22 protein-coding genes are annotated in these 24,461 nt (G+C 64.7%); 14 read left to right on the top strand and 8 right to left on the bottom strand.

Going from position 1 to position 24,461, the window contains the following annotated elements; translation table 11 throughout:
• Positions 1–474: 474 nt before the first annotated feature.
• The 3 genes from QFZ54_RS05665 (at position 475) to QFZ54_RS05675 (ending at position 5,534) form a co-directional block, all read left to right on the top strand.
• Entirely contained in the window at positions 475–2,157 is a 1,683-nt protein-coding gene (locus QFZ54_RS05665) for a ShlB/FhaC/HecB family hemolysin secretion/activation protein (RefSeq protein ID WP_307085252.1), read from the top strand.
• 67 nt (positions 2,158–2,224) lie between these two features.
• On the top strand, positions 2,225–4,852 hold the full coding sequence (locus QFZ54_RS05670) for a two-partner secretion domain-containing protein (RefSeq protein WP_307085253.1): 2,628 nt from the start codon (positions 2,225–2,227) through the stop codon (positions 4,850–4,852).
• Between the two features lies 1 nt (position 4,853).
• Entirely contained in the window at positions 4,854–5,534 is a 681-nt protein-coding gene (locus tag QFZ54_RS05675) for a L,D-transpeptidase (RefSeq protein WP_307085255.1), read from the top strand.
• Between the two features lie 46 nt (positions 5,535–5,580).
• Here QFZ54_RS05675 and QFZ54_RS05680 read toward each other — a convergent pair whose 3' ends face one another.
• Positions 5,581–6,297 (bottom strand): prolyl hydroxylase family protein, encoded by a 717-nt coding sequence (locus QFZ54_RS05680; protein ID WP_307085257.1) that lies wholly within the window; start codon positions 6,295–6,297, stop codon positions 5,581–5,583.
• A 313-nt stretch (positions 6,298–6,610) separates the two neighbouring features.
• Between QFZ54_RS05680 and QFZ54_RS05685 the strand changes: the two genes are divergently transcribed.
• The gene (locus QFZ54_RS05685) at positions 6,611–6,760 is read left to right on the top strand and encodes a hypothetical protein (protein ID WP_307085259.1); all 150 of its coding nucleotides are present in this window, start codon (positions 6,611–6,613) and stop codon (positions 6,758–6,760) included.
• Between the two features lie 192 nt (positions 6,761–6,952).
• Here the strand turns inward: QFZ54_RS05685 and QFZ54_RS05690 are convergent, their stop codons facing one another.
• Positions 6,953–7,423, bottom strand: a complete 471-nt coding sequence (locus tag QFZ54_RS05690; protein WP_307085261.1) for a hypothetical protein — start codon at positions 7,421–7,423, stop codon at positions 6,953–6,955.
• Here QFZ54_RS05690 and QFZ54_RS05695 point away from each other — a divergent pair.
• A complete protein-coding gene (locus QFZ54_RS05695; protein WP_307085264.1) occupies positions 7,422–9,590 on the top strand; it encodes a histidine kinase dimerization/phosphoacceptor domain -containing protein in 2,169 nt (722 codons plus the stop codon). The genes QFZ54_RS05690 and QFZ54_RS05695 overlap by 2 nt on opposite strands.
• Positions 9,591–9,615: 25 nt before the next feature.
• Here the strand turns inward: QFZ54_RS05695 and QFZ54_RS05700 are convergent, their stop codons facing one another.
• The gene (locus QFZ54_RS05700; RefSeq protein WP_307085266.1) at positions 9,616–10,530 is read right to left on the bottom strand and encodes a hypothetical protein; all 915 of its coding nucleotides are present in this window, start codon (positions 10,528–10,530) and stop codon (positions 9,616–9,618) included.
• Positions 10,531–10,618: 88 nt separating this feature from the next.
• Positions 10,619–11,824 (bottom strand): MFS transporter, encoded by a 1,206-nt coding sequence (locus QFZ54_RS05705; protein WP_307085268.1) that lies wholly within the window; start codon positions 11,822–11,824, stop codon positions 10,619–10,621.
• 100 nt (positions 11,825–11,924) lie between these two features.
• Between QFZ54_RS05705 and QFZ54_RS05710 the strand changes: the two genes are divergently transcribed.
• Positions 11,925–12,833 carry a LysR family transcriptional regulator gene (locus QFZ54_RS05710; RefSeq protein ID WP_307085270.1) on the top strand — a complete coding sequence of 303 codons (909 nt, stop codon included), beginning with the start codon at positions 11,925–11,927 and terminating at the stop codon, positions 12,831–12,833.
• Positions 12,834–12,877: 44 nt separating this feature from the next.
• Here the strand turns inward: QFZ54_RS05710 and QFZ54_RS05715 are convergent, their stop codons facing one another.
• Positions 12,878–13,099 carry a hypothetical protein gene (locus QFZ54_RS05715; protein ID WP_307085271.1) on the bottom strand — a complete coding sequence of 74 codons (222 nt, stop codon included), beginning with the start codon at positions 13,097–13,099 and terminating at the stop codon, positions 12,878–12,880.
• 232 nt (positions 13,100–13,331) lie between these two features.
• On the opposite strand from QFZ54_RS05715, the gene QFZ54_RS05720 reads away from it, so the two are divergent.
• Positions 13,332–13,829, top strand: a complete 498-nt coding sequence (locus tag QFZ54_RS05720; RefSeq protein ID WP_307085273.1) for a DUF2141 domain-containing protein — start codon at positions 13,332–13,334, stop codon at positions 13,827–13,829.
• Positions 13,830–13,888: 59 nt separating this feature from the next.
• Here the strand turns inward: QFZ54_RS05720 and QFZ54_RS05725 are convergent, their stop codons facing one another.
• Positions 13,889–14,692, bottom strand: coding sequence for a SirB1 family protein (locus QFZ54_RS05725; protein WP_307085275.1), 804 nt, complete (start codon positions 14,690–14,692; stop codon positions 13,889–13,891).
• Between the two features lie 140 nt (positions 14,693–14,832).
• Here QFZ54_RS05725 and QFZ54_RS05730 point away from each other — a divergent pair, with 140 nt between their 5' ends.
• From QFZ54_RS05730 to QFZ54_RS05740, 3 genes are all read left to right on the top strand, one after another.
• Positions 14,833–15,417 carry a glutathione S-transferase family protein gene (locus tag QFZ54_RS05730; RefSeq protein ID WP_307085277.1) on the top strand — a complete coding sequence of 195 codons (585 nt, stop codon included), beginning with the start codon at positions 14,833–14,835 and terminating at the stop codon, positions 15,415–15,417.
• Positions 15,418–15,523: 106 nt separating this feature from the next.
• Entirely contained in the window at positions 15,524–16,351 is an 828-nt protein-coding gene (locus tag QFZ54_RS05735) for an aldo/keto reductase (RefSeq protein WP_307085278.1), read from the top strand.
• Between the two features lie 227 nt (positions 16,352–16,578).
• Positions 16,579–18,552: a putative bifunctional diguanylate cyclase/phosphodiesterase gene (locus QFZ54_RS05740; RefSeq protein ID WP_307085280.1), complete on the top strand. Its 1,974-nt coding sequence runs from the start codon at positions 16,579–16,581 to the stop codon at positions 18,550–18,552.
• 7 nt (positions 18,553–18,559) lie between these two features.
• Here QFZ54_RS05740 and QFZ54_RS05745 read toward each other — a convergent pair whose 3' ends face one another.
• On the bottom strand, positions 18,560–19,471 hold the full coding sequence (locus tag QFZ54_RS05745) for a crotonase/enoyl-CoA hydratase family protein (protein WP_307085282.1): 912 nt from the start codon (positions 19,469–19,471) through the stop codon (positions 18,560–18,562).
• Positions 19,472–19,551: 80 nt separating this feature from the next.
• Complete coding sequence (locus QFZ54_RS05750; protein ID WP_307085284.1) at positions 19,552–20,085, bottom strand: hypothetical protein; 534 nt, start codon at positions 20,083–20,085, stop codon at positions 19,552–19,554.
• Between the two features lie 19 nt (positions 20,086–20,104).
• Between QFZ54_RS05750 and QFZ54_RS05755 the strand changes: the two genes are divergently transcribed.
• From QFZ54_RS05755 to QFZ54_RS05770, 4 genes are all read left to right on the top strand, one after another.
• Positions 20,105–22,087 carry a beta-N-acetylglucosaminidase domain-containing protein gene (locus QFZ54_RS05755; RefSeq protein WP_307085287.1) on the top strand — a complete coding sequence of 661 codons (1,983 nt, stop codon included), beginning with the start codon at positions 20,105–20,107 and terminating at the stop codon, positions 22,085–22,087.
• Between the two features lie 57 nt (positions 22,088–22,144).
• The gene (locus tag QFZ54_RS05760; RefSeq protein WP_307085291.1) at positions 22,145–22,465 is read left to right on the top strand and encodes a GCN5-related N-acetyltransferase; all 321 of its coding nucleotides are present in this window, start codon (positions 22,145–22,147) and stop codon (positions 22,463–22,465) included.
• Positions 22,466–22,476: 11 nt separating this feature from the next.
• Positions 22,477–22,821 carry an MmcQ/YjbR family DNA-binding protein gene (locus tag QFZ54_RS05765; protein ID WP_307085292.1) on the top strand — a complete coding sequence of 115 codons (345 nt, stop codon included), beginning with the start codon at positions 22,477–22,479 and terminating at the stop codon, positions 22,819–22,821.
• A gap of 203 nt (positions 22,822–23,024) precedes the next feature.
• Complete coding sequence (locus QFZ54_RS05770; RefSeq protein WP_307085295.1) at positions 23,025–24,461, top strand: NAD-dependent succinate-semialdehyde dehydrogenase; 1,437 nt, start codon at positions 23,025–23,027, stop codon at positions 24,459–24,461.

The raw sequence follows: 24,461 nt of genomic DNA on the forward strand, positions 1-24,461 counted from the left end.
ATACGCCTGGAAAATTATCGTTCGTATCCCGAATTCGAGATCCCCGCCGCGCCCGGCGTCGCGATTTGCTGTTCCTCCTCCCGATATGACCGTCGAATCATCGGAACCGACGATCGATACGATTTTGTTAGAATCGAAGTGCAACGGTTATCACTCGCCGTGCCACGTCATGTACCGGCATAAGTTCGAGAATTTACCACGACATATCCCGTCTCTTAACTTTTAATTAATCTGTATTGTATACATAGATCAAGTTAGGCAGCATAGGTCAAATGGACAAATATCGCGGCGACTGTTCTTGAAGCCCTGATACTAGTTCACAGTCAGATGTGATGGGATCGGCAATAGTCGGGCCATTGGTCTTCTAAGCAACGCTCTCACTTCGGGCGCTCTCCATACATCGACGCTACATGGCTCCCGCTGCTGCGGATGGGAGAACCGTGCCTTCCGTCCGCGGTGACTTTCGAGGTGTTCATGTACAAGTCGACCCTTCGGGCGGCCGCGTTTGCGGCTGTGAGCCCGGCTGCCTTGCTGATTTCTGCCCAATCGGCACAGGCGCAGGTTCCCGTAGGGGCCGGTGGACAACTCCAGCAGATCCCGCCTGTACCCCTGAATGAGACGGCAGCGCCCGACTTCGGATTCGAGCGCAAAACGCCGGTCGCCGTTCCCGCCACGGGTGGTCCGAAGACGCTCGTCCGGTCGCTGCGCGTGACCGGCGCCACGCTGTTTCCCGAGGCTGATTTGATCGCCGCGTCCGAGTTCGTTCCCAATAGCGAGCTCGACCTGTCCGGGATGAAGACGCTGGCCGCGCGGATCACCGACTATTACACGAGCCGCGGCTATTTCGTCGCGAACGCCTACCTCCCCGAGCAGGACGTGCAGAGCGGCGCGGTCACGATCGCGGTGATCGAAGGGCGCTTCGGCGCGGTTGGCGTGAAGAATGAGTCGCGGCTGTCCGACGGTGTCGCGAACGGCATCCTCGATGGGTTGGACGTCGGCGATCCGGTCGCGGTCGCGCCGCTCGAACGTCGCCTGCTGATGCTGTCGGACCTGCCCGGCGTGCGGGTACGGTCGACACTCAGCCCCGGCACCGCGGTCGGCACGTCGGACCTGCTGGTCGACATCACCCCCGGCCAGAGCATCACCGGCAGCGTCGAGGCCGACAATGCCGGCAACCGCTACACCGGCGCCTACCGCGTCGGCGGTTCGGTCAACTGGAACAACCCGACCGGCTCGGGCGACGTGCTGAGCCTGCGCGCGCTGACGTCTTTCTCTGGGCTCGCTTATGGTCGCGCGTCGTACCAGGCACCGATCGGCCAGGTCACGCTGGGCGTCGCCTTCGCGCATCTCGAATACTCGCTCGGCAAGGAATTCGACAGCCTCGACGGCAGCGGCAATGCCGACGTGGCCAGCGTCTATGCGAGCTATCCGCTTATCCGTTCGCGCGACAACAATCTGTACGTGACCGTCGGCAGCGACGTGAAATGGTTCGAGGACAAGATCGGCATCGTCGAGACCACCAGCTATCGTCGCGCGCAGGTGATCACCGCAGGACTCAGCGGCGACCAGCACGACACGCTTCTGGGCGGCGGCTGGAGTGCGTATTCGCTCAGCTATTCGGTCGGCAATCTAGACATCCGCGGCGCGTACGAGCGTTCGATCGACGCGCTGACCGCACGCACCGACGGCAGCTACGGGAAGCTGCAGTTCAGCTTCGCGCGGTTGCAGACGATCGCCGGGCCACTGTCGCTGTTCGCCTCCGCCCGCGGGCAGATCGCGTTCAGCAACCTCGACATCTCCGAGCGGATGGAGCTGGGCGGCGCCTATGCCGTGCGCGCCTATCCCGAGGGCGAGGCGTATGGCGACCAGGGTTATGTCGCCACCGCCGAGGCGCGGCTGGCGCTGCCGCAGGTCGTGCCGGGTGCGCTCCAGCTGTTCGGGTTCGTCGACGTCGGCGAGGTCGATTACGTCAAGCACCCGTATTTCACGGGCTCCAACCACGCGAAGCGCAGCGCGTACGGCGCAGGCCTGAGCTGGGCGGGACCGTACGGGATCGCCGCCCGGGCAACCTATGCGCGCAAACTCGGCGACGAGGACGCGACGTCCGCCCCCGACAAGTCGGGCCGCGCCTGGTTCCAGGTTTCGAAAACCTTCTGATCGCGCCGCCTAACGCTGCTGGCACCTCCAATTTTGCGGCCATCCGCCGCCACCAAGGATACCGCCCATGACCGCCATTCCCTCTTCGCTCAGAAACACCAGCCGCCCCGCCCCATCGGTCACGCGCACGCGGCGTGGCGGGCTGTTCGGCACGACCGGGCTCGCGCGGTTCGCGTGGCTGATCGGGTTCAGCCTTGCTGGCACGATGGCGGCGCGTCCGGTCGAGGCGCAGACGCTGCCGACCGGGGGTGAAGTCGTTGCGGGCCAGGCGAGCATCGCGGCCGGCAGCAAGTCGCTGACCGTGACGCAGACCAGCGACCGCGCGGCGATCAACTGGCAGTCCTTCTCGGTCGGCAAGGGCAATAGCGTCGTCTTCGACCAGCCGACCAGCAGCTCGGTCGCGCTGAACCGCGTGCTGGGCACCGATCCTTCGGTAATCCTCGGCAATCTGTCGGCGAACGGGAAGGTGTTCCTGGTCAACGCGAACGGCATCCTGTTCGGCCAGACCGCGAACGTGAACGTCGGCGGGCTGGTGGCCTCGACGCTCAACATCTCCGATGCCGACTTCCTCGCGGGCCAGAACAGTTTCGCAGGGACCAGCGGCGCGAGCGTCCAGAACGACGGCCGGATCACCGCGAAGAACGGGTACGTCGCGCTGCTCGGCGCGAACGTCGGTAACAGCGGGACGATCAAGGCGAACTTCGGCACCGTCGTGCTGGCGGGCGGCGAGGCGATCACGCTCGACGTCGCGGGTGACGGGCTGCTCAACGTCGCGGTCGACAAGGGCGCGGTCGGCGCGCTGGTCCGCAACGGCGGGCTGATCCGCGCGGACGGCGGCAAGGTCGTGATGACCGCGCAGGGTGCGGGCGACCTGCTCCACACCGCGGTCAACAACACCGGCGTCGTCGAGGCGCGGACGTTGCAGAACCGCGGCGGCACCATCCTGCTGCTCGGCGACATGAAGACTGGCACGGTTACCGTCAGCGGCGAGCTCGACGCGAGCGCACCGGTCGGCGGCGATGGCGGCTTCATCGAGACGTCGGCGGCGACCGTCACCGTTGAGGACAGCGCCAAGGTGTCGACCTTCGCACCGGGCGGCATGACCGGCATGTGGCTGATCGATCCGCAGGATTACGTGATCGGCGCGGGCGGCAACATCTCGGGCTCGACGCTGTCGGCGCAGCTCGTGACGACCAGCATCACGATCAGCACGATCCCCGCGGCGGGCGACACGACCACCGGCAATGGCGACATCTTCGTCAACGATGCGGTCGCATGGACCGCCTCGGGCGTGCCGACGACGCTGACGATGAACGCGTTTCGCGACGTCAATATCAACGCGCCGATCACCGCGACCAACGGCAACATCGTCGCCTGCTGCGGTCGCGACGTGAACGTCAACGCCGACCTGACGACGACCAACGGCAGCATCCTGCTCAACGCTGGGCAGAACGTGAACGTGTTTCACGCGATCACGACGACTGACGGCAACATCGCGCTGTGCGCCGGGCATGACGTGCTGATCGACGCGGCGGTCACGCTGACCCGCGGCACGACGATCCCTGCGCAGAGCCTGGGCCTGCCGGTCGGGCTCACGCTGATCGCCGGCGCGGACGGCACCGGGCCGGGCGTCAACGGCGGCACGATCGTGTTCTCCGCGCTGTCACCGCCGACCACGGTTACCGCGGCGCCGGTGTCGATCAACTACAACCCCGTTTCGTACACGACGCCCACCGACTTCACGACCGAGTTCGTGCTGACCGAAGGCGCGGCGATCACCCAGCGCATGCTGCTGTTCCCGACCGCGCAGAAGGTCGCGGACGGCACCAATACGGCGGTGCTGAGCGGGTTCAACACCAACGGCACCTCGGGCACGCCGACCGGCGTATCGCTGGTCGCCGGGCCGGATGCGACCGCGACGTTCGACAGCACCGGCGAAGGCACAGGCATCGGCGTGAGCTTCAGCGGCTACACGCTGACAGGCGCGAACGCGGACCAGTATGCGCTGGCGAGCTCGTGCTGCGTCGCCGGGTTCCGGACGACCGGAACGATTACGGCTGCTGCTCCAGCACCCGCACCTGCCCCGGCTCCAGCGCCTGCTCCGGCACCAGCACCCGCTCCGGCACCAGCACCCGCTCCGGCACCAGCACCCGCTCCGGCACCAGCACCCGCTCCGGCACCAGCGCCTGCCCCGGCACCAGCGCCCGCCCCGGCACCAGCGCCTGCTCCGGCACCAGCGCCTGCTCCGGCACCAGCGCCTGCTCCGGCACCAGCGCCTGCTCCGGCACCAGCACCTGCTCCGGCTCCCGCTCCAGCGCCGGCTCCGGCTCCGGCTCCGGCTCCGGCTCCGGCTCCGGCTCCAACACCTGCGCCGGCGCCCGCCCCGGTACCAGCGCCGCCGCCAGTACTCGCGCCGGCACCGGCACCCACCCCGATGCCGACGCCTACGCCAGTGCCGGACTTGCCCAATGCGACGCGACCGCTCCTCGATGTGCCGCCTGTCCCGGTTCGCGTTCCGACGCGGCCGACGGTCGATATCGTCGAGGGCGGCGTGACCTATCCGGCGCCCGTGCTTCCGGGGACCGTCATCGTCGAGACGCCCGACACGCCACCCGTGCAAGCTGTCCAGCCGCTGTTCGTGCAACCCACGCCGCCGGTCGTCCCGGTCTATCCGCGCAAGCAGGCGCGTAACTGAGATGACTCGCGCTCGAGGGCTAAGCGCGGCGCGGCCGCCGAGCCGATGCGTCCGGCTGCTCGGCGTGCTCGCCTTCGGTATGGTCGTCGCGTCGCCGGCGGCAGCTCGGCCTGGCTCCGAGACCGCAACCGTCGCGCAGTTCAAGGGGGATACCGTTTCCACCGAGGCGCGCGATACGGCGGACTGGGTGACCGCGTCGCACGACAATCACGCGTTGCCGTTCGTCATCATCGACAAGGTGAATGCCAAAGTGTTCGCGTTCGACGGCGCCGGCATCTTGCGCGGTGCGGCGCCGGCGTTGCTCGGGATGGCGCGCGGCGACGACAGCGTACCGGGCATCGGCCAGCGCAAGCTCGCGACGATCACGCCGCCTGAGCGGACCACGCCTGCGGGCCGGTTCGAAGCGTCGCTGGGGCGCGATTTCGAGCAGGACATATTGTGGATCGACTATGAGGCCGCGCTGTCGCTGCACCGCGTGATTAAGGGACGCCGCGTGGACGATCGCGCCGGTCGGCTCGCCTCGCCGACGCCGAGCGACAACCGGATCTCATATGGCTGCGTGAACGTGCCGCCGGGGTTTTACGACGGCGTGGTGAAGCCGTTGTTCACCGGGACCGTGGGGATCGTTTACATCCTGCCGGAAACGAAGCCATTACGGAGTGTGTTCGCCGTTCCGGGCTGACGGCTTATCCTTCCCCTTGCTGGGAAGGATTAGCGGGTCAGGCGCTTCACTGGCACCAGGGGCGTTCGCGGTACCATTTCGTCAGGACGTACTTCACGCCCTGCTCGACCGGCATGCCCTGGTGGAGCGACCCGGGGTTTGGCGTGCCATACTCGTCCATGTTGTTCCAGATCACCAGATTGCCCGCTTTCGGCGTGATCGCCAGCCCCGCGGTCGGGAAATTCGTCCGGCCGCCTGCTTCGGGTTCGTTGAGGAAGGCCATCGCCGACCAGGTCCGCTGGCCGCCCATCGTCACTTGGTCCAGCCAATAGGGCTGGCCGGTGTCGAAGAAATCGTGATGCGGCTTGAACTCCTGCCCGACCGCGTAGCGCTGCCCCTGCAACGCCTCGCCGTAGCGCGGCTCAAGCCCGGTCAGCAGGTCGAGCTTGGTCTCGACCGCAGTCACTGGCGCCGGGCCGGGATAGAGGTAACACGTCTCGCTGGTACGGTGCGGCGACACTGGGGCATCGCCCACGACCGGCGACGGCACGCGAGCGCCATCGATAAGCGCGATCAATGCGGCGCATTCGTCGAGCGTCAGAAAATCGCGAACGATGTAAAGCTCGACGCCATTGGCCGGCATCCGGACCGCCCCTGGATAGCATAGGAGTTGATCGCGGACTTGAGCGGCCGAGTTCGCCCTGCCAAGCGCCTCGATCTGGCCGTCGCGGCGATCGGCAGATCGCGTTTCCAACGTGGAGCAGGGATCGTCAAGATTAGCCATACAGTCCGCACCATCCCGAAATTAGCGATCCATGTCTCAACAGTTAACTATAATACTTGTTAAGATTCGCACAATGTGCATCCTTCTATAAAGACCAAAGTTTATCTTGTACGACCAACATAGGTTAGGCCAGATACGCAACTACATCGCGGACCCGAGCCCTCATGGATGCGCGTAAGTCGCACCGACCAGAGAGTTCGAGACCATCCCCCCTCCGCTGCCGACGCGTGCTCTGGATAACGCGATTGAACCGGCATCGCGGAGACTAACCAAGACTTCGAGATTTATCGTTGGTGCCGAACTGCGGTCCGGCGTGTTCGCTCCCATACAGGACATGCCAAGGACGGACGTCGCGATCCAGCGCGGCACAACCTGCGCGATCGCGTCGGCGGTCGCGGCCGAAGCACAGGACCAGCGCGTTTCGCATCGGATCAAGGATCGGCAGGCCGAGCGCTTTCGGTAAACGTTCGCTGGTCGCGCGCTGAACGCCAGCCGCCCCGTCGGAAGCTGCTCTTGCTCGTCCTCGCGCCCCGTGGAGCCCAGATAGTCATGCTCAAAACTTTCTGACCGGTGCTGCGGCGTCGCTGCTCGCGGTGATCCTACAACCCTCGGCCGCGCAGACCGTGGTATTGCCGGGTGCGCTCCGCCTCGCCGGCTACCGCGCCACCTGCGGGTCGGTCGATACGATGATCCAGCCGATGACGACATTGCCGCCGCGTACAAAGGTCGTATCATTCTCCACCCGCGCGTCCTGGACCTGCAGCGTGCGCAGCAACTCTTCTGGTACACGCACGAATGCGCGCATCAGATTTTCGGCCCAGGCGAAGCCGCTGCGGATTGCTGGGCCGTACAACAGGGTAATATCCAAAGCTGGCTCACCCAGATGAACTGTCGATGTTGAGCGGAACGATGCGCCGGTATCGGGCAGACGAGGCGCGTAGCAACGGCGCAGCGCGGGTCGTGGCGATGGATACCTGCTTCGTCGATGATCGCGTGATGCTGCCGAAAGGCGATGGGGACTGATCCAAGTCGTTGACAAGGTGTCACCGAGCGCTTCTGTATCGTTGGCGTAACGATACGGCCCGCTGCGGTGTCGGATCGCCTCCGTCTGGATCGCACCCGCCATGCCTGGTTTTCTATCCGAGGCGATCGACCGCGGTGCACAGTCGCACGGCCCAGACGTTTCCGCTTGCGACCGCGAACCGATCCATCGGCCCGGATCGATCCAGCCGCATGGCCTCGTCCTCGTAGCCGACGCCTTCACGTTCAAGGTGGTAGCGGGGGCCGGCGACATCGAGACATTGCTGGCTCCGGACTGGCTGGGCGCTGACCTGGACGACCTTCTCGGGCAGCCCGTCGCCGCGCATCTCGCCGCCAAGCCAAACGCCAGCACTGTCGTACTGACGCGCGTGATCGGTCTCGAAACGCCGTTCGACGCGATTGCGCACCGCGTAACGAACACGATCGTCGTCGAACTCGAGCCCACCCCCGTAGCAATGCCCTCCCCGATCGACGTGCTGGTCGCAATGGAAGAAGCCGCCGCGACGTTCGAACAGGCGTTCGGCTTACGCGAACTGTGCGTGCGCGCTGCCAGGACGTTTCGCCTGTTGACCGGGTTCGACCGGGTGATGCTGTACCGCTTCCTCGATGACGACGCCGGGGTCGTCCTTGCCGAGGACCGCGATCCGACGCTCGGCAGTTTCCTCAACCAGCATTTTCCCGCATCCGATATCCCGAAACAGGCCCGCGCGCTGTACGTCAGGAACCGCGTTCGCATCATTCCCGACATCGCTTATGAGCCTGCGCCGCTACGCCCAGCGGGGACCGCGCCGCTCGACATGAGCGATCTTGCCCTGCGCAGCGTATCGCCGATCCATCTGCAATATCTCGCCAACATGGGCGTCGCGGCGTCGGCATCGGTGTCGATCGTCCGCGACGGCGCGCTGTGGGGGCTAGTCGCGTGTCATCACCCGACGCCGAAGTTCCTGCCGCTGCATGTCCGCATGGCCTGCCGTGCGCTGGCCGGGAGTCTTGCCCGCCAGATCCGCGCGAAAGAAGACGCAGAACTCTACCGCGAGCGCATCCGGCTGCGGACCGCCGAGGACGCGGTCGTGCTTCGGCTCGGCAGCGACATCTCGCTCGCCGGCTTCTTCGCGACCGCGGGCGACGACATGTGCCGGATGCTCGGTGCCGACAGTTTCGCGGCGGTGCGCGGTACCGAGTTGTTCGTCGCGGGCCGCTCCCCGCGCCACGACGACATTCGCACGGTGGCCGATCACGTCATCGATCTCGGCCGGGCGCTCCCCTTCTCGACCGACCGGCTGTCAGAACAACTGCCCAAGGCCACCGGTTTCCAGGACCTCGCGAGCGGCGTCCTCGCGGTGACGATGTCGACCGACGAGCCGACGATCCTGATCTGGTTTCGCGCCGAACAGATCGAAGTGATGAACTGGGCCGGTAACCCGCATAAAGGGTTGGACGTCGATCCTCACATGCCGTTGACGCCTCGCGCGTCGTTCGAAAGCTGGAGCGAGGCGGTCCGTGGCCGATCGGTACCGTGGACCCTGTTTGAGATCGAGGCGGCGGGGCGGCTGAAGCGGACGATGTTCGATGCGCGCCAGAACCGCCGCCTGTTCGAGGTAAACCGCGAACTGACCGCGACCATCGCCGACAATGAGAGCCTGTTGTTGCAAAAGGACTATCTCATCAAGGAGGTCCACCACCGCGTCCAGAACAGCCTGCAGCTGGTCTCCGCATTCCTCGGCCTTCAGGCGCGGGCGGTCGGCGACGACGTGCTGACCGCGCATCTCGCTGAGGCGCAGCGAAGGCTGTCGGCGGTGGCGATGGTCCACCGTCGGCTGCATTCCGACGAGCATGTCCAGGCGGTCGACCTCGCACGGTACATTGGCGACCTGTGCACCGAGATTGGATCGACGATGGACCAATCATGGGGTGGCCAGATCGAACTCGAACTCGCGCCGATCCTGATCTCCACCGACCGCGCGGTCAGCGTCGGCCTGATCCTGACCGAACTGGTGATCAACGCCAACAAATATGCTTACGCCGGCGCGTCGGGACCGATTACGATCGCGCTCGAACAACACCGCAACCGCTTTCGGCTGATCGTCGCAGATCGTGGTCGCGGCAAGGCGAGTTCCGGGACCGGGTTCGGTTCGCGGATGCTCACGTCGATGGTTGCGCGGCTGTCCGGCACGATGGAGGAGGCCGACAACGATCCCGGCCTCCGCGTCACGATCGGCGCGCCGATCGACGACGACCTGCCACGCGCCTGAACTGCCTATTCGATCGTCCCAAGCGTCAGATTGAGCCGGTCCGGATCAGGCGCTGGACATCGTCCGCAACCTGGTTGTTGGCGCCGAGCCGCTCGATCAGTTGCGCCGGACGGCTGCCGCGCAAACCCGCGGTCGTTAGCTGCTTGTCGCGAACATAGGTGTAGATTCCGCTGACCGCGAACGCCTGGACATGCGCGATGTTTGCCTTCTGACCGGCCTGCGTCGCGGCAAAGGTTTCCGACTCGAAGAAAGCGCGGCGTGCCAGTGGGCTCTCGAAAGCCAGCTCGACCACCGCGATCAGGGCACGCTCGGCGGGTACGAGATGATCGACGTTCGGCGCGGGCGGTGCGGGCTCGGCATTGTCGTAGCGGTCCGGCAGGTGCAGCCGCAGTTTCAAGACCGCCGGGTCCGCGGCGAGCGTCTCGGCAAAGCTCGTCATGAACGTACCGAACGCCTCTGCGTCGTGACCCGCAGCGCCGAAGTGGACGTGGATACGGTCGAAGCCGTCGTCACCATTAGGGATCGGATTGGCGATCCGGTCGACGAGCGTCCGCGATCCGTCGGGCAGCGCATAGGCGACGGTCGCCGCGAACATGTTCTGTTCGTCGGCGAACAGGATGTGGCTCGCAGCGTTGAAGACGTCCTGATCCGCCTTCGAGGCAAAGCCGATCTCGACCCCGCCATCGAGTTCATAGTCCGCGAACGGTGCGATCCCGTCGATCACCGGCCAGAGATGCGCGTCCTGCTCGCGGTCCAGATGGTTCTGGACGTACCAGCTGAGCCCCGGAATGCGCGAACAGAGCGGACCATGGACGTCGCGCCAATAGGTCGCGAACACCCCGTGCGGCACGCGGGGGCGGCGCAGCACCGTCGTGTAGCTGTTGATGACGATGCTGGCATCGCGCTCCGCATAGTCGGTCGTGGTCGAGACTTTGGGCATGGCTGGGTTCCTGATGACGAAAAGGTCGAACGCGTGAAGGCGGGATTACGGATCAATGCGGGAGGAGTATTCCTGCATAGCCCGATCGTTACGTGGTGTTCCGGGTCTTCAACCGGTTGACCACCGGCGTGACGAGCACCGCGAGAATCGCGATCGCGGCGGCGACATAACCGACCGCGCCGAGCCCGAGATGCTGGATCACCGAGCCGCCGATGATCGCGCCCAAGCCGATGCCGGCGTTCGCCATCGACACGTTGAGCGTCCCCGCCAGCGCCTGCGCGTGGCTCGCCGACTGCATCACGCGAACCTGGCAGATCGGGTAGAGCGCGGTGTTGGCGATGCCCCAGACGGCTAGCGCCACCGCGAGCCAGGCGTGCGAGCCGGCGACCAACGTCGTCGCCGCCATGCCGACCGCCAGCACCAGCGCCGTGGTCGCCGTTACCAGCAGCGGTCCGCGACCGACGAACTGTCCGCCCAGCCAGTTGCCTGCGAGACCGACGATGCCAAAGCCCATCAGCCACCAGCCCACCTGCCCCGCCGGGATATGCGCGATCTGCTCCAGCGTGTCGGCGAGATAGGTATAGGCGGTGAACATCGCGGTGAAGACGATGACCGACAGCACGACGTTGCCTAGGAAATACAGATCCTTCAGGATGCGTGCCTGTTCGGCCAGCTTGACGCGCGCGGGGCGTGCCAGCGTCGGCATCACGACGAGCAACAGCACCGCCATCAGCAGCGACAGCCCCGACAGTCCCCAGAACGTCCCGCGCCAGCCGAATGCTGTCGATGCCAGGGTCCCGAGCGGAATGCCGAGCACCATCGCGCCGGAGATACCGAGATAGACGTTGGCGACCGCCTTGCCCGCCTTCTCGGGACCGGCGAGTTCACCCGCGGTTTCGCTCGCCGTGCCCCAGAACACCGGGAGCGCGAGAGCCGGGAGGAAGCGTGCGAGACCCAGCACCCATATATTGGGCGCCGCCGCGGCGAGTGCGTTCGCGCCCGCAAAGATCACGAGAATCACGACGAACAGCCGCTTGCGCTCGAAGTGCGACAGCATCGCGGTGAGGAACGGCCCTGCGAGCATAACGGTGAACGCGAACAGCGTCACGAGCTGCCCGGCGACGGTAATCGAGATGCCGAGGTCGCGCGACAGGCTCGGGAGCAGGCCGACGATGATGAACTCGGTCGTGACGATCACGAAGGCTGAGATAGCCAGCAGCAGCACGGCTAGGCCATGCCCCGCGGATTTTGCACCGGGCGGTACGGCAGCTATGGGACGAACGGGGGACGACATTGGCAAACTCCTGTAGCTGCCGTCTCTACGCGCGACGAAAAGCGACGTCCTGCGGCATGTTTTCGCGTATAGCGGGACAATAATTCCAGAATGGACTCGCATGATCCCCTCCGAACGCCTCAAGGGCATCGAAGCTTTTGTCTGTACCGCCGACGCCGGCAGCTTCACCGCGGCCGGTGTGCGGCTGAACTTGACCAACTCCGCGGTCAGCAAGAGCGTTGCGCGCCTGGAGGCGCGGCTGGGTAGCCGGTTGTTCGAACGTACCACCCGCCGGCTGACGCTAACCGACGTCGGCGCTGCCTTTTATGAGACGTGCGTCCGCGTGCTCGAAGAGCTGGCAGATGCCGAGGCGGTGCTGGCGGCGCACCGGTCGGAGATCGTTGGGCGGCTCAAGGTTGACGTACCGATTGCGTTCGGACGGATGCAGGCGATGCCGCTGTTGCTCGCCTTTGCCGAACGCCACCCCAATGTGCGCCCGAGCATCACCTTCACCGATCGCAAGATCGACCTCGTCGAGGACGGCATCGACGTCGCAATCCGGATCGGCGCGTCGGAACCCTGGGCGGACAATCTCGGCCACCGCTATCTCGGTAGCGAACGCGTCATAGTCTGCGCCGCCCCCGCCTATCTGGAACGGCGCGGGACACCGGCATCGGCGGACGATCTCGCGCGGTTCGACTGCATTCTCTACGGGCGCAGTGATGGCAGCACGATCAAGTGGCGCTTTGCCGTCGGGGCCGGCGGTATCGAAGAGCGCGCCATGGATGGCCGCATCGTCCTCGGCAGCGCGGAGGCCCAGGTCGGTGCGGTCAAGGCCGGTTTCGGTATTGCGCAACTCGCGACCTGGCTGATCGAAGATGAGCTCGCGCGTGGCGACCTGGTCGAGGTCCTTCCCGAACTGGCGACGGCAGGGTTGCCGCTGCATCTGGTCTGGCCCCGGCGGCGGCAGCTCAGCCCCAAGGTCGATGCGCTGCTCGACGCCCTAACTAACGGACTGCGGATCGCATGACGGAGATGCGGCGGACGGTACACCGTCCGCCGCATCTCCGGTTATTAGCCGTGCGTGCGAACGGCGGCTTTCTGTGCGCGAGCCTGCTTGGCATAGTGGTGATGGGCGGCGACGCAACCAATGGCGGCGCCGGCGACCGCGTGTCCTTTACCCACGAAATGCCCACCGACCCCGCCGGCGGCCGCGCCCCGGATGCAACCCTTGGCCAATACGGGAGACGCCGTCATCGCGAGGAGCGGAAGAGCAAGGAGGGGAATGAAGCGCATGTCGGCATCCTTGAAAGCAGTACGGTAAGTCCTGAAATACAGTCCAAGCGGCGGCCATGTTCCGTGAGAAATTCGTCATGAACGAAGGTGCGGGACGTCTCAGGAACTGTGGCAACCATGCGTGATAAGGTTTTGAGGCCGCGCCGATACCATAAGCAACGGCAAGTTCGCCGATGCCAGCGACGCGCGCTGACGTTGTATCCCAATCCGTAAAAGTCGAAAGCCATCAACCATGATTGCCCTGTATCTCGCGGCGTTGTCGATCACGCCCAACGTCGCCTCGAAACCGATCGGTCCCGACGCGGCGCAATGCATGGCGGGCAGTGCCCATCCGGCCATGCTGGTCGTGGTCGAAGGGTTCAAGGCACGGACCGGAACCGTGCGTGTCCGTACCTTCGGGGGCTCGCCTTCGACCTATTTCGACAAGAAAACGGCGCTGTTACGCATCGAGGTTCCGACCCCGCGCGAAGGTCGGGTCGCGATCTGCATGCCGGTCGATCGGCCGGGCATCTATGCCGTCGACGTCCGCCACGATCTCAACGGGAATAACAAGACCGATCGAAGCGATGGCGGCGGGGCATCGGGCAACCCGCACGTGACGCTGTTCGACATGCTGTTCTCCCGCAAGCCGGATCCGAAGACCGTCCAGGTCCGTGTCGGCGCCGGCACCACCGTCGTTCCCGTCACCCTGACCTATCTCCAGGGCGGTTCGCTTAAGCCGATCGGTTAAGCGGTCGGCCGTTACGCCCCTGGCCTGTTACGTCGCCGGCCCGTTACGTCGATGGCCCGTTACGTCGCCGGCAAAGCCTTGAGCGTATCCGTCACGCGCCGCCGAAGGTCCGGATCCCGTGTAATTTCCAGCATGGCGCTCAGGCTTCCGCGCGCGGCGGTTACGTCGCCGTCGACGAGTTCCAACCGCGCTCGCTCCCACCAGGCATGCCCATAGTCGGGCGCCATCAACGTCATTCGCGTATAGAGTTCGAGCGCGCGCCTGCCCTGCCCGTTATGCTCAGCGCGCGTCGCCTGGTTCAGCAACAGCCGGACGAGAATGGCGCGGTTCGGCATTGCTGCGATGTGACTGACGGCGGCGGCGGGCCCCGAGGTAGATGCCAGCAGGAGCGCGGCCAGCGCCTCGCGGTCTACCAGCATCCCTTCGCGAAAAGGATCGACGATTACCGGGGCAGCTTCCGCGCCGACCATGACCAGCACATGCCCGGGGACGTCGAGCGCGTCCGCTTCCCAGCCGATCCGACGTGCTGCGCCGACATAGAGGATGGACAGGCTGACCGGCAGTCCCCGGCGGCGATCGACGACACGGATCAAGTCTGCGTTTGCCGGATCGTCATACGTGTCCCGGTCACCGACAAAGCCGAATTCCTCATGAAGGACTTGCGACAGTACATCGGCACGATCGCTCGCGCCGCTCGCGTTCCGGCCGACTACATCGAGACGGGTAGCCACTTCGTCGAGCAGCGTCCGGTAGGGAGTTGGATCGACGTCCGGGTGATCGAGCAGCGCCAGCGACAGCGCCGCCTCGTCCAGGATGATGTCGCCCTCGTCGAGAAGGCCGAGACGGATCAGGTTTTCGTTCATCGAACGGAGATGGGATCGCCAGACGACGCTGCAATGCAGTCGCTTCGATTTCGACCAAGGCCCGTTGCTGGGAACCGCAAGCGCCGACCGCAGCTATTGACAACCTTGCGCGTTGAAGCGGATCAATGCGGAGAAGACGGATGAAGCTGTATTATTCCCCCGGCGCGTGCAGCCTTGCAGATCACATCGCGCTGCATGAGGCTGGTCTTTCGTTCGAACACGAGAAGGTCGACCTCAAGGCCAAGCGTACCGAGAGCGGCATCGACTACACGACGGTTAACCCAAAGGGATACGTCCCTGCCCTGACGCTGGATTCTGGTGAGACGGTGACGGAGAACATCGCGATCCTCGACTGGATCGCGCATCAGGACACGGCGCTGAAGCCGAGCGGTACAATGGGGCATACGCATCTGCTGGTAGCGCTCGCCTTCATCTCGACCGAAATCCACAAGAGTTTCAAACCGTTCTTTGCTGGTGGCAGCGCGGAGGATAAAGCAAAAGCAGCCGAGGTGATCGTGAAACGATTTGGATATCTCGCCGATACCATCGAAGGCGATTATCTGTTCGGCGACAAGGTCAGCGTCGCGGACTGCTACCTGTTCGTGATGCTGCTGTGGGCGGACAAGAACCAGATCGAAGTGCCTAAGAAGCTAGCAGAATTTGCGGAACGAATGAAAGCGCGTCCCGCCGTCTGGAAAGCCATGGAGCATGAGAAACTGGTCTGATCCTGCCGGCGTTGACAGACCCGTTCGCGTATAGCGGCCGGTCTCGTGCGACGCCCCGATCGTTTGCTGATCTAAACCGACCCATGCCTCCTGCGCGAGATCGACGATGAAGACCGTGATGCTGCCAAATGGCGAAACGGTACCTGCCCTCGGACAGGGCACCTGGATGATGGGCGAACGTGCCGACCAGCGCGACGCGGAGATCGCCGCGCTGCGGGCTGGCGTCGAATGCGGGATGAGCCTGATCGACACCGCGGAGATGTACGGCGACGGCGCATCCGAAACGCTGGTAGCCGAGGCGCTATCCGACGTTCGCGACCGGATCTTCCTGGTGAGCAAGGCTTTCCCGCAGAACGCATCGCGCAAACGCCTTCATCTTGCGTGCGAGGCCAGCCTGAAACGGCTGAACACTGACCGGCTGGATCTGTATCTCCTGCACTGGCGTGGATCGGTTCCGCTTGCGGAGACGGTCGAGGCGATGGAGGCATTGAAAGCGGCCGGCAAGATACGCCATTGGGGTGTAAGCAACCTCGATACCGACGACATGGACGAGTTGGTCGCAGCCGGTGGATCCGCCTGCGCCACCGATCAAATCCTGTTCAACCTCTCACGGCGCGGCCCCGAACACGACCTTCTCCCGTGGCTTCGACGCGCGAAGATGCCTGCGATGGCGTATAGTCCGGTCGAACAAGGTCGACTGGTCTCAAACCAGACGTTGGTACGGATCGCCGCGGAGATCGGCGTGACTGCGGCACAGCTTGCCCTCGCCTGGGTCCTGAACCGTGAAGGCGTGATCGTCATCCCCAAGGCCGGCACCGTCGCCCATGTTCACGAGAACCGGCGTGCTGCCGAAATCGCTCTATCGACCCAGGACCTCACCACGCTCGATGCGGCGTTTCCACTGCCGAAACCGGGTCCATTGGAAATGCTTTGAGCGCCGTGTTTGCCAGCGTCAGCTACCCGTATGACGCGCCATTGATCTCCGGAACAACCCAGACGGATAGCATCGACATCCCAAAATGGCTGTTTGGTCCGTCGACGCGTTATCCTTGATCATTATCGCTCACGCCGTTGTCTTTGCCCGAAAAAATGCGACCTACGACGGCCATTAATCTACTTTTTTTCGTTTCTTTTATATCCCCGCCGTCCATGGACAGTCGTATGAGTGGCTTAATTTCCCGCCTCAGGCAGCTCCGGCATTCCGATCAGGCGATCGCGGCTTCGGTTCGCGCTACCCTGCTCGAGTCGCTCTATGCGTCTCCGCAATCGCTGGTGATCGGTGCGATCACCAGCAGCGGCATCATGGCGATCGTCGCTTTCGTCAGTGGCAACCGGTCGATGATCGCTTGCGCCTCGGCGATAGCGCTGGTTGCGGGATTTCGGGTGGTCGACGCTCTCAGGCGCCGGCGGGACGTTCCGAAAATCGAACGCGCCAAAGGTCGCTGGGCGAAGCGGCAGGAGCTCCTCTATCGCGCCGGCGCACTGGGGTATTCCGCGCTGCTCGGTACGTTCGGTCTGCTTACGCTCGTGCACAGCAACGACGGTGTCCTGCAACTGCTCGCGGTAACGACGACGATCGGATACGCGGCCGGCATCGCCGGGCGCAACGCCGGCCGCCCGTGGATCGCCTTGTCGCAGCTGTGTTTTGCTTCCCTACCGCTGACGGTCGGGCTGGTCGTATCGCTCCAGCCCCTCAAGATCGTGCTCGCGACCGTGATCGTGCTGTTCGTCGTTGCGATGATGGATATCACGTTGCAGACCTATGGCGTCATCCTGAAGGCAACGCTCGTCTCGCGCGAAAAGGCGGCGCTGGCCGAGCATCACGCCGCAGTCGCCCGTCGAGACGACCTTACTGGGGTGGCCAACCGCACTGCGTTTCGGGAGCAGTTCGAGGCCCGCTTGCAGGCGATCGACAACGGTCATCAGCGACTGGCCGTCTACTGGATCGATCTGGATCGGTTCAAGGAGATCAACGATTCATACGGGCATCTGGCCGGCAACGCCCTGCTTGCGGGGGTAGCGCAGCGACTGGACGAGGCCTTCGGCGCGGCCGGTATCGTCGCGCGTCTGGGTGGCGACGAGTTCGCGGTGATCTGCGAGCTCGTCGGCTACACCGACGCTGATGCTGACGCTGCGGCCACCGGCGAGCGGATCATCCATCTGGTCGAGCAACCCGTGCATCACGATGGGCGAACACTCCATGTCGGGGCGTCGCTCGGGATCGCGATCGCCCCTACCGACGGCACCGACGCGGACACACTGTTGAAGAACGCGGACCTCGCCTTATACCGAGCCAAGGACAGCGGCCGCGGCCAGATGCGGTTCTACGAACCGCTGATGGACGAGAAGATCGAGCGCACGCGTGATCTTGGCGCCGAAATGCAAGGCGCGCTGGAACGCGGCGAGTTCCACCTGGTGTTCCAACCGATCTTCGATCTGACCGGCGAGCAGGTGCTGTCGTGCGAAACATTGCTGCGCTGGACCAACCGCCGTTACGGCGCGATCTCGCCGGCCGAATTCATTCCGATCGCCGAAGACAATGGACTGATCGTGGCGATCGGCAGCTGGGTTATCCGCGAGGCGTGCCGCATCGCCAGCGGGTGGCCGACCGACGTGACGATCGCGGTCAACCTATCCCCGATCCAGTTAAGGTCGGCGAACCTGCCAACGACGATCATGGGCGCGCTCGCCGCGAGCGGCTTTGCCGCAGACCGCCTCGAGCTCGAGGTGACCGAGTCCGTCCTGCTCGAAGACATCGAAGCATCGCTTGCCGCCTTGAACGCGATCAACCGTCTCAAGGTACGGACGACGCTGGACGATTTCGGGACGGGGTATTCGTCGCTGAGCTACCTGACCAAATTTCCCTTCCAGACGCTGAAGATCGATCGATCCTTCATCGCCGATTTCGAGCAGAGCCCCGCATCGGTGGCGATCGTCCAGACCGTAATCGAGCTCGCAGCGAAACTTGGGATGCGGACGGTGGCCGAAGGGGTCGAGACGCAGGCGCAACTCGACCAGCTCCGGCGCATCCGCTGCGACGCGGTACAGGGATTTCTGCTGGCGCATCCCATGCCGGCAAACATGGTGTCGACCATGCTTGCCGGCGCGGGGGTCAAAGCAATGCGGCGTTCCTGAACAGAACCTAGGCGGCCTTGTCCATCAACCGCGTCTGCGCTCCCACGAGACGGCGCATCAGCTTCAGGTCGGCGTCGCTCAGTCGAAGAGCGGCATCCGCCCAGAGATCGACGACCGCTTCGAGTTCGCTCAGCGGCAGCGGATTGACCGAGCGCGATGCCTCATAGATCGCGCAGTGCCCGCTGTGCCGCCGCCGGTTCTGGCGGATATAGCGTTCGACCTCGGCACGGCCCTCCCCGGGATCGGCGAGGGCATGGACGATACCCAGGTCGTAGAGTTCTTCGGCGCTATAGGATCGCCCGCTGAGTATCATCTGCTCGGCGCGTGCCGCTCCGAGCCGACGCGACAGGAAGCAGTGCGCCCCCATCCCGGGAAACAGGCCGAAATTGGTTTCCGGGAGTCCGAAATGCGTTCCGCGTTCGGCGATCACGACGTTGAACGACAGCAAGGCCTCGAACCCGCCTCCCAGGGCATCGCCTTCGACCAGACCGATCGTGATGATTGGTTGGTCGAGGCTCAACATGTTGCGGTGAAGAATATGGACGCACGCACGTCCGTATCGGACAAGGGCATCGCGGTCCTGGTTGCGGATATGCGCCGCGAACAGATCCAGGTCGCCACCGAGCGAGAAAACGCCGGGAAAGCGCGATCCGAGCACCAGATACCGCACGGGCATCGCGCCCGACGATCGTGCCGCGACGATGTCGTTCTGCCACTGCGCAAATTCGCCGAGCAATTTGGGATTGAAGCTCGGCCGTGTCCGTTGCCGCATGTACGTCCACAGCGTCTCCAACCCGGGATCGAACTGCGTTTCGAGGTCGACGAAATCGAAGGGGTGCCGTGGGGGAGTTTTGTCGATGGTGTGGATCGAGACCGTATCAGGCCGACGATCGCTGTCAGGAGAGAATTCCAAAGTCATTGCGACGTCCTTTTCAGGCAGCGGATTGCTGCGGGAAAAGTTTACGTCCGTTTTGCAACGTAAGGCGCAGATTCTGGGTACTATATGTCGCTCTGGCATCGGTATGAATGCGTGCCTGCGACGGTGTCGCTCCTGAATTTGGCGCGGCCGACATTCCTGGCCGTGGCGTGGTACAATCGTAGAACCGCCACCACGACGACCAGCACTACCGACACCGGCAAGACACTATAGAAGAGCGGGCAAAGCCAGGCAGATCGAACCTCTGCCACTGCACCGACAACGCGACCGTCAGCACTGAAATCGCAGACCGCGATGCGTTTGGCGGGTTGCACGACCGGCACGGAAATCGGCGGTTCGGCGGCAATGCCATACTGTGAGATCGCCAGTGCCGACATGATCGTCCCCCCCGCCAGAACCGCTTCGATACTCCGGTTTGGCGACTCCTTCGTGACGTCGCCGAGATGCCGCTGGATCGACGATCGCTTGTGGAACCGGGGCAGTCTGACGGAGGTGGAACGCGGATGGTTTGTGCGGTTGAGGTGGGCACCACCATGCTTCCGTAGCACTCGCTTGCCGTATTCGGACAGCTGCGGTATTTCGTTCGATAATACCATTATAATACCGGAGACGAGAATGACCCGACATATTGGCAAGTTCGGCCTAGCGCCCTCGCTGATGGTTGCCGCCAGTTTGGTGGGTCTGGCATCGGGATCGGCCTCGGCTGGTCCGGTCACGATGCCTGCGGTGTTCCCGGCACCGACCTCGATCGAACTCGGGACCGGGATGATCGCGCTGGGACGTTCGGTATCGCTGATCGCAGCACCGGGCGTCGATCCCGACACGATCGCGCTGGTCCGCAGCATCCTGACGGCGTCGGGCGTGGAGACGATCACGACCGCACGGCGCCTGCCTTCGGTCATCGACGGGACGTATGTCGTGCTCGGAACCGGGACCGCGCCGATCGTTCGTGATGCGCTCGCTCGCAGTCGCGCGGCGGCCGACAGCCATGCAGAGGGCTACACGATCGCGAGCCTGGCCTCGGCATCGGGCGGTGTCGTCACTTTAGCTGGTAACGACGCGGACGGCTTGTTCCATGCCGTGCAGACGTTTCGCCAGCTTGCCCGGCGATCGACGATCCCGGCGATGGTGATCCAGGATCATCCGGCCATGCCGATCCGGGGCACGATCGAGGGATTCTACGGCGCGCCGTGGTCGATGGCGGACCGCACCAAGCATCTCGACTTCCTCGCTTCGGTCAAGGCGAACACCTATGTCTACAGTCCGAAGGACGACCCGTATGCGCGCGATCGCTGGCGGGAGGCGTACCCCGCCCCGACGATGAAGGCGCTAGGGACGCTCGCGACCGCCGCGCGGCGAAACCATGTCGACTTCGTCTACGCGGTTTCGCCAGGACCGTCGGTCTGCTTCTCCGATCCCGCGGACGTGCAGGCGCTGGAACGCAAGTTCGACGCGATGCGATCGATCGGCGTCGGCAGCTTCTACGTCGCGCTGGATGATATCGAATACACCAAGTGGAACTGCGAGAAGGACAAGGCTGCGTTCGGTCCGTCGGGCGCTGAGGCAGCGGGCATTGCGCAATCGCAATTGCTGAATGCGGTGCAAGCGAACCTCGCGGCCAAGGACCCTGCGGCACGCGCGCTGATCATGGTGCCGACCGAATATTACGACGCGAAGGAAACGCCGTACAAGGCGGCGTTGCGCAAGCATCTCGACCCGCGGATCGTCGTGCAGTGGACCGGTACCGATGTCGTACCGCCGGCGATCTCGATCCCCGACGCAAAGGCGGCGACCAAGGCGTTCGGCCGCAAGACGCTGTTGTGGGACAATTATCCGGTCAACGATTACGCGCAGACCACGGGTCGGTTGCTGATGGCACCCTATGCGCGGCGCGAGGCTGGGCTGTCGGGTGAGCTGACCGGCATCCTCTCGAACCCGATGAACCAGGAAGCGCCGAGCCGCCCGGCGGTGACCGGGGTCGCCGCGTTCGGCTGGAACGACAAGGCGTATGATGCAGAGCGGACGTGGCATTTCTCCGCGCAGGAACTGGCCGGCGACGACGAGCGCGCGATCGCGGCGCTGCTGACGTTCTTCGATACGCAGCACATGGCGCCCACGTTCGGCAGCCAGCCGTGGCAGGAACAGGCACCCCGATTGAAGGCGGTGCTGGACGGCGTGCGCGAGGCGATTGCCGGTGGCGACGAGGCGGCACGACATGGGGCTATCGCCGACCTGACCAAACACGCGGACGAGATCGCAAACGCGCCCGACATCATCCGGTCCGGGACGATCGAGCCGGGCTTCGCTGCGCAGTCGCGGCCGTGGCTGGACGCGATGCAGCTTTGGGGGCGTGCACTCCAGTTGACGGCTGCCGGGCTCGACGCCGCCGACCACGGCAGCAGCGCGGCGGGACGCTATTTCGCGGACGCCAAGCGGCTGGCGGCCGAAGCTGCGGCGGTCCAGAGCATTCCTGGCGCCACCCGGTTCGACGGGCCGATCAAGATCGCCGATGGGGTGCTCGACCGGTTCGTCGCGGATGCGCCGACGCTGATCGCGTTCGATCGTCCCGCGGGAGCACCTCCCGTCGTGGCGCGGTAACTGTCCGGTCCGGCAGCGGACGGCGCGACCTTCTCGGGTTTCGATCGTTCCTGCCGGATGGATGCAGACGACCGTTCCACCGCCGAAGCCCGGTGGTTGACGCTGACCCGCGACACCTTGCCGGGGATGGCCCGCACCCGCCGCTGGCCGGTCGAGGAGGACCATTGCTTCCAGCGCATCTTCCTCGACAACGCGTGCGACGGCGTGTGGTATGACCGCATAACGGGCCGCCCCGCCTACGCGCATGCCGAACGCGCGGTACTGGACCGCGCTATCGATCTGGCCGAGGCAGCGATTGCAGGTGAGGTAGAGCTGAGCGTGCTGAACCAGCGCTCGCTGGCTTGGCGGAGGAAACGGAAGTCGGAAAGCAGAACATAGAAGGGACCAGGATGAAGGACTGGGACGCGGTCGTCGGGGTCGGGCTTGCGCTGCCGGGTGTCGAACTGGGAACGACGTACGGCAAACCCGCGCTGAAGGTTCGCGGCAAGATGATCGCTGCGACGACCGCTCCGGAGCCGGGCAGCTTCGTCCTTCACGTCCCCGTGGAAGACAAGACCGTCCTGATCGAAACCGATCCCGCGACGTTCTGGGAGACTGATCACTATCATGGCTGGCCTGCCATACTCGTCCGGTATGGAACGCCCGAGACTGCCCGCATTGCCGTCCTGCTGGCGCGCGCGTGGTGGGACCGTTCCACGATCGGCGCACGTACAGCCTATGGTGACCGCCCCTGATGCTCGCACCGGAAAGCCGGTATCCGGGTTGAAGCTCTTAAGCATAAGCATGACATAGTCCGAGTACCCTGCCCGCGATCACGCAGTATCACGTGATCGCTCGACCTATGGCAGCACCCTGGTACGGTCCGGGCCTTGCGCCAGTCCTGCGAAGCGGACGCTCGACGTGATGCTTTCCTACTCGCCATCGACGGAGACGATCAATGACTACCGGCTATGACACGAAACTCGGGCTTTATATCGCCGGCGAATGGCTCGACGGCACTGGCCGCGACACGCGCGACGTGCTCAATCCGGCGACCGGCGCCGGCCAGGCGGCGCTGCCGCTGGCCAACGCCGCGGACCTGGATCGCGCACTCGAGGCTACGCAACGCGGGTTCATCGCATGGCGTGCCACCTCGCCGGAAAAGCGCGCCGCGATTTTGACGCGGACGGCGCAACTGCTTCGAGAGCGAGGCGACCATATTGCGCGGATCGCGACGCTCGAACAGGGCAAGATCCAGGCCGAGGCGAAAGGCGAGGTCGCGTTCGCGGCCGCGTTGCTCGATTTCCATGCCGCCGAGGCGCAGCGCATCTACGGTCGCGTCCTGCCCCGCCCGTCGGGGACTCGCAGCATGGTCCTGCATCAGCCGGTCGGCCCGGTCGCGGCATTCTGTGCGTGGAACTTCCCGATCATGAACGTCGTGCGCAAGATCGCCCCGGCGCTGGCGGCGGGGTGCTCGATCATCATCAAGCCGTCCGAGGAAACCGCCGGTAGCGCGGTCGAAGTGCTGCGGTGCTTCCAGGACGCGGGACTTCCGGGCGACGTCGCCCAATGCGTGTTCGGGGTACCGGACATGGTATCGCGGCAGTTGCTCGCGTCCCCGATCACGCGCAAACTGAGCTTCACCGGTTCGGTGCCGGTCGGCAAGGCGCTGATGAAGCTCGCGGCCGACACGATGATGCGGACGACGATGGAGCTTGGCGGGCACGGGCCGGTGCTGGTGTTCGACGACTGCGACCTGGAGAAAACGCTCGACACGCTGGTCGCGCACAAGTTTCGCAACGCGGGCCAGGTCTGTGTCGCGCCGACCCGCTTCCAGGTGCAGGACGGCATCTACGACCGCTTCGCCGCCGGCTTTGCGGAACGCACTCGTTCGCTGAAGGTCGGCGACGGCATGGATTCGGCGAGCCAAATGGGACCGATGGCCAACGCCCGCCGACCGGACGCGATCGCCGAACTGGTCGGCGATGCGACGAGTCACGGTGCCAAGCTGCTCGCGGGTGGCGACTACGGTGGCGCAGGTGGGTTCTTCTTCCAGCCGACCGTGCTGTCGGACGTGCCGCTGTCGGCTCGGGCGATGAACGAGGAGCCGTTCGGCCCGGTGGCATTGCTGAGCCGCTTCGAGACCGACGAGGACGCGATCGTCGAGGCGAACCGCCTGCCGTTCGGGCTTGCCGCCTACTGCTTCACTGAGAATGGGCGACGCCAGAACATGCTCGGCGACGCGATCGAGGCGGGGATGATCGCCATCAACAACGTCCGGCTCAGCTATCCCGACAGCCCGTTCGGTGGCGTGAAGGACAGTGGGCATGGTTCCGAAGACGGCCCGGAAGGCGTTGCTGCGCATCTGATCACGAAGGCCGTTCACATCAGCTGA

It is taken from the genome of Sphingomonas faeni (assembly GCF_030817315.1).
Lineage (GTDB): Bacteria > Pseudomonadota > Alphaproteobacteria > Sphingomonadales > Sphingomonadaceae > Sphingomonas > Sphingomonas faeni_C.

Coding starts and splice junctions, on each gene's coding strand:
- QFZ54_RS05665 (WP_307085252.1), top strand. CDS start 475: ATGTACAAGTCGACCCTTCGGGCGGCCGCGTTTGCGGCTGTGAGCCCG.
- QFZ54_RS05670 (WP_307085253.1), top strand. CDS start 2,225: ATGACCGCCATTCCCTCTTCGCTCAGAAACACCAGCCGCCCCGCCCCA.
- QFZ54_RS05675 (WP_307085255.1), top strand. CDS start 4,854: ATGACTCGCGCTCGAGGGCTAAGCGCGGCGCGGCCGCCGAGCCGATGC.
- QFZ54_RS05680 (WP_307085257.1), bottom strand. CDS start 6,297: ATGGCTAATCTTGACGATCCCTGCTCCACGTTGGAAACGCGATCTGCC.
- QFZ54_RS05695 (WP_307085264.1), top strand. CDS start 7,422: ATGCCTGGTTTTCTATCCGAGGCGATCGACCGCGGTGCACAGTCGCAC.
- QFZ54_RS05690 (WP_307085261.1), bottom strand. CDS start 7,423: ATGGCGGGTGCGATCCAGACGGAGGCGATCCGACACCGCAGCGGGCCG.
- QFZ54_RS05700 (WP_307085266.1), bottom strand. CDS start 10,530: ATGCCCAAAGTCTCGACCACGACCGACTATGCGGAGCGCGATGCCAGC.
- QFZ54_RS05705 (WP_307085268.1), bottom strand. CDS start 11,824: ATGTCGTCCCCCGTTCGTCCCATAGCTGCCGTACCGCCCGGTGCAAAA.
- QFZ54_RS05710 (WP_307085270.1), top strand. CDS start 11,925: ATGATCCCCTCCGAACGCCTCAAGGGCATCGAAGCTTTTGTCTGTACC.
- QFZ54_RS05715 (WP_307085271.1), bottom strand. CDS start 13,099: ATGCGCTTCATTCCCCTCCTTGCTCTTCCGCTCCTCGCGATGACGGCG.
- QFZ54_RS05720 (WP_307085273.1), top strand. CDS start 13,332: ATGATTGCCCTGTATCTCGCGGCGTTGTCGATCACGCCCAACGTCGCC.
- QFZ54_RS05725 (WP_307085275.1), bottom strand. CDS start 14,692: ATGAACGAAAACCTGATCCGTCTCGGCCTTCTCGACGAGGGCGACATC.
- QFZ54_RS05730 (WP_307085277.1), top strand. CDS start 14,833: ATGAAGCTGTATTATTCCCCCGGCGCGTGCAGCCTTGCAGATCACATC.
- QFZ54_RS05735 (WP_307085278.1), top strand. CDS start 15,524: ATGAAGACCGTGATGCTGCCAAATGGCGAAACGGTACCTGCCCTCGGA.
- QFZ54_RS05740 (WP_307085280.1), top strand. CDS start 16,579: ATGAGTGGCTTAATTTCCCGCCTCAGGCAGCTCCGGCATTCCGATCAG.
- QFZ54_RS05745 (WP_307085282.1), bottom strand. CDS start 19,471: ATGACTTTGGAATTCTCTCCTGACAGCGATCGTCGGCCTGATACGGTC.
- QFZ54_RS05750 (WP_307085284.1), bottom strand. CDS start 20,085: ATGGTATTATCGAACGAAATACCGCAGCTGTCCGAATACGGCAAGCGA.
- QFZ54_RS05755 (WP_307085287.1), top strand. CDS start 20,105: ATGACCCGACATATTGGCAAGTTCGGCCTAGCGCCCTCGCTGATGGTT.
- QFZ54_RS05760 (WP_307085291.1), top strand. CDS start 22,145: ATGGATGCAGACGACCGTTCCACCGCCGAAGCCCGGTGGTTGACGCTG.
- QFZ54_RS05765 (WP_307085292.1), top strand. CDS start 22,477: ATGAAGGACTGGGACGCGGTCGTCGGGGTCGGGCTTGCGCTGCCGGGT.
- QFZ54_RS05770 (WP_307085295.1), top strand. CDS start 23,025: ATGACTACCGGCTATGACACGAAACTCGGGCTTTATATCGCCGGCGAA.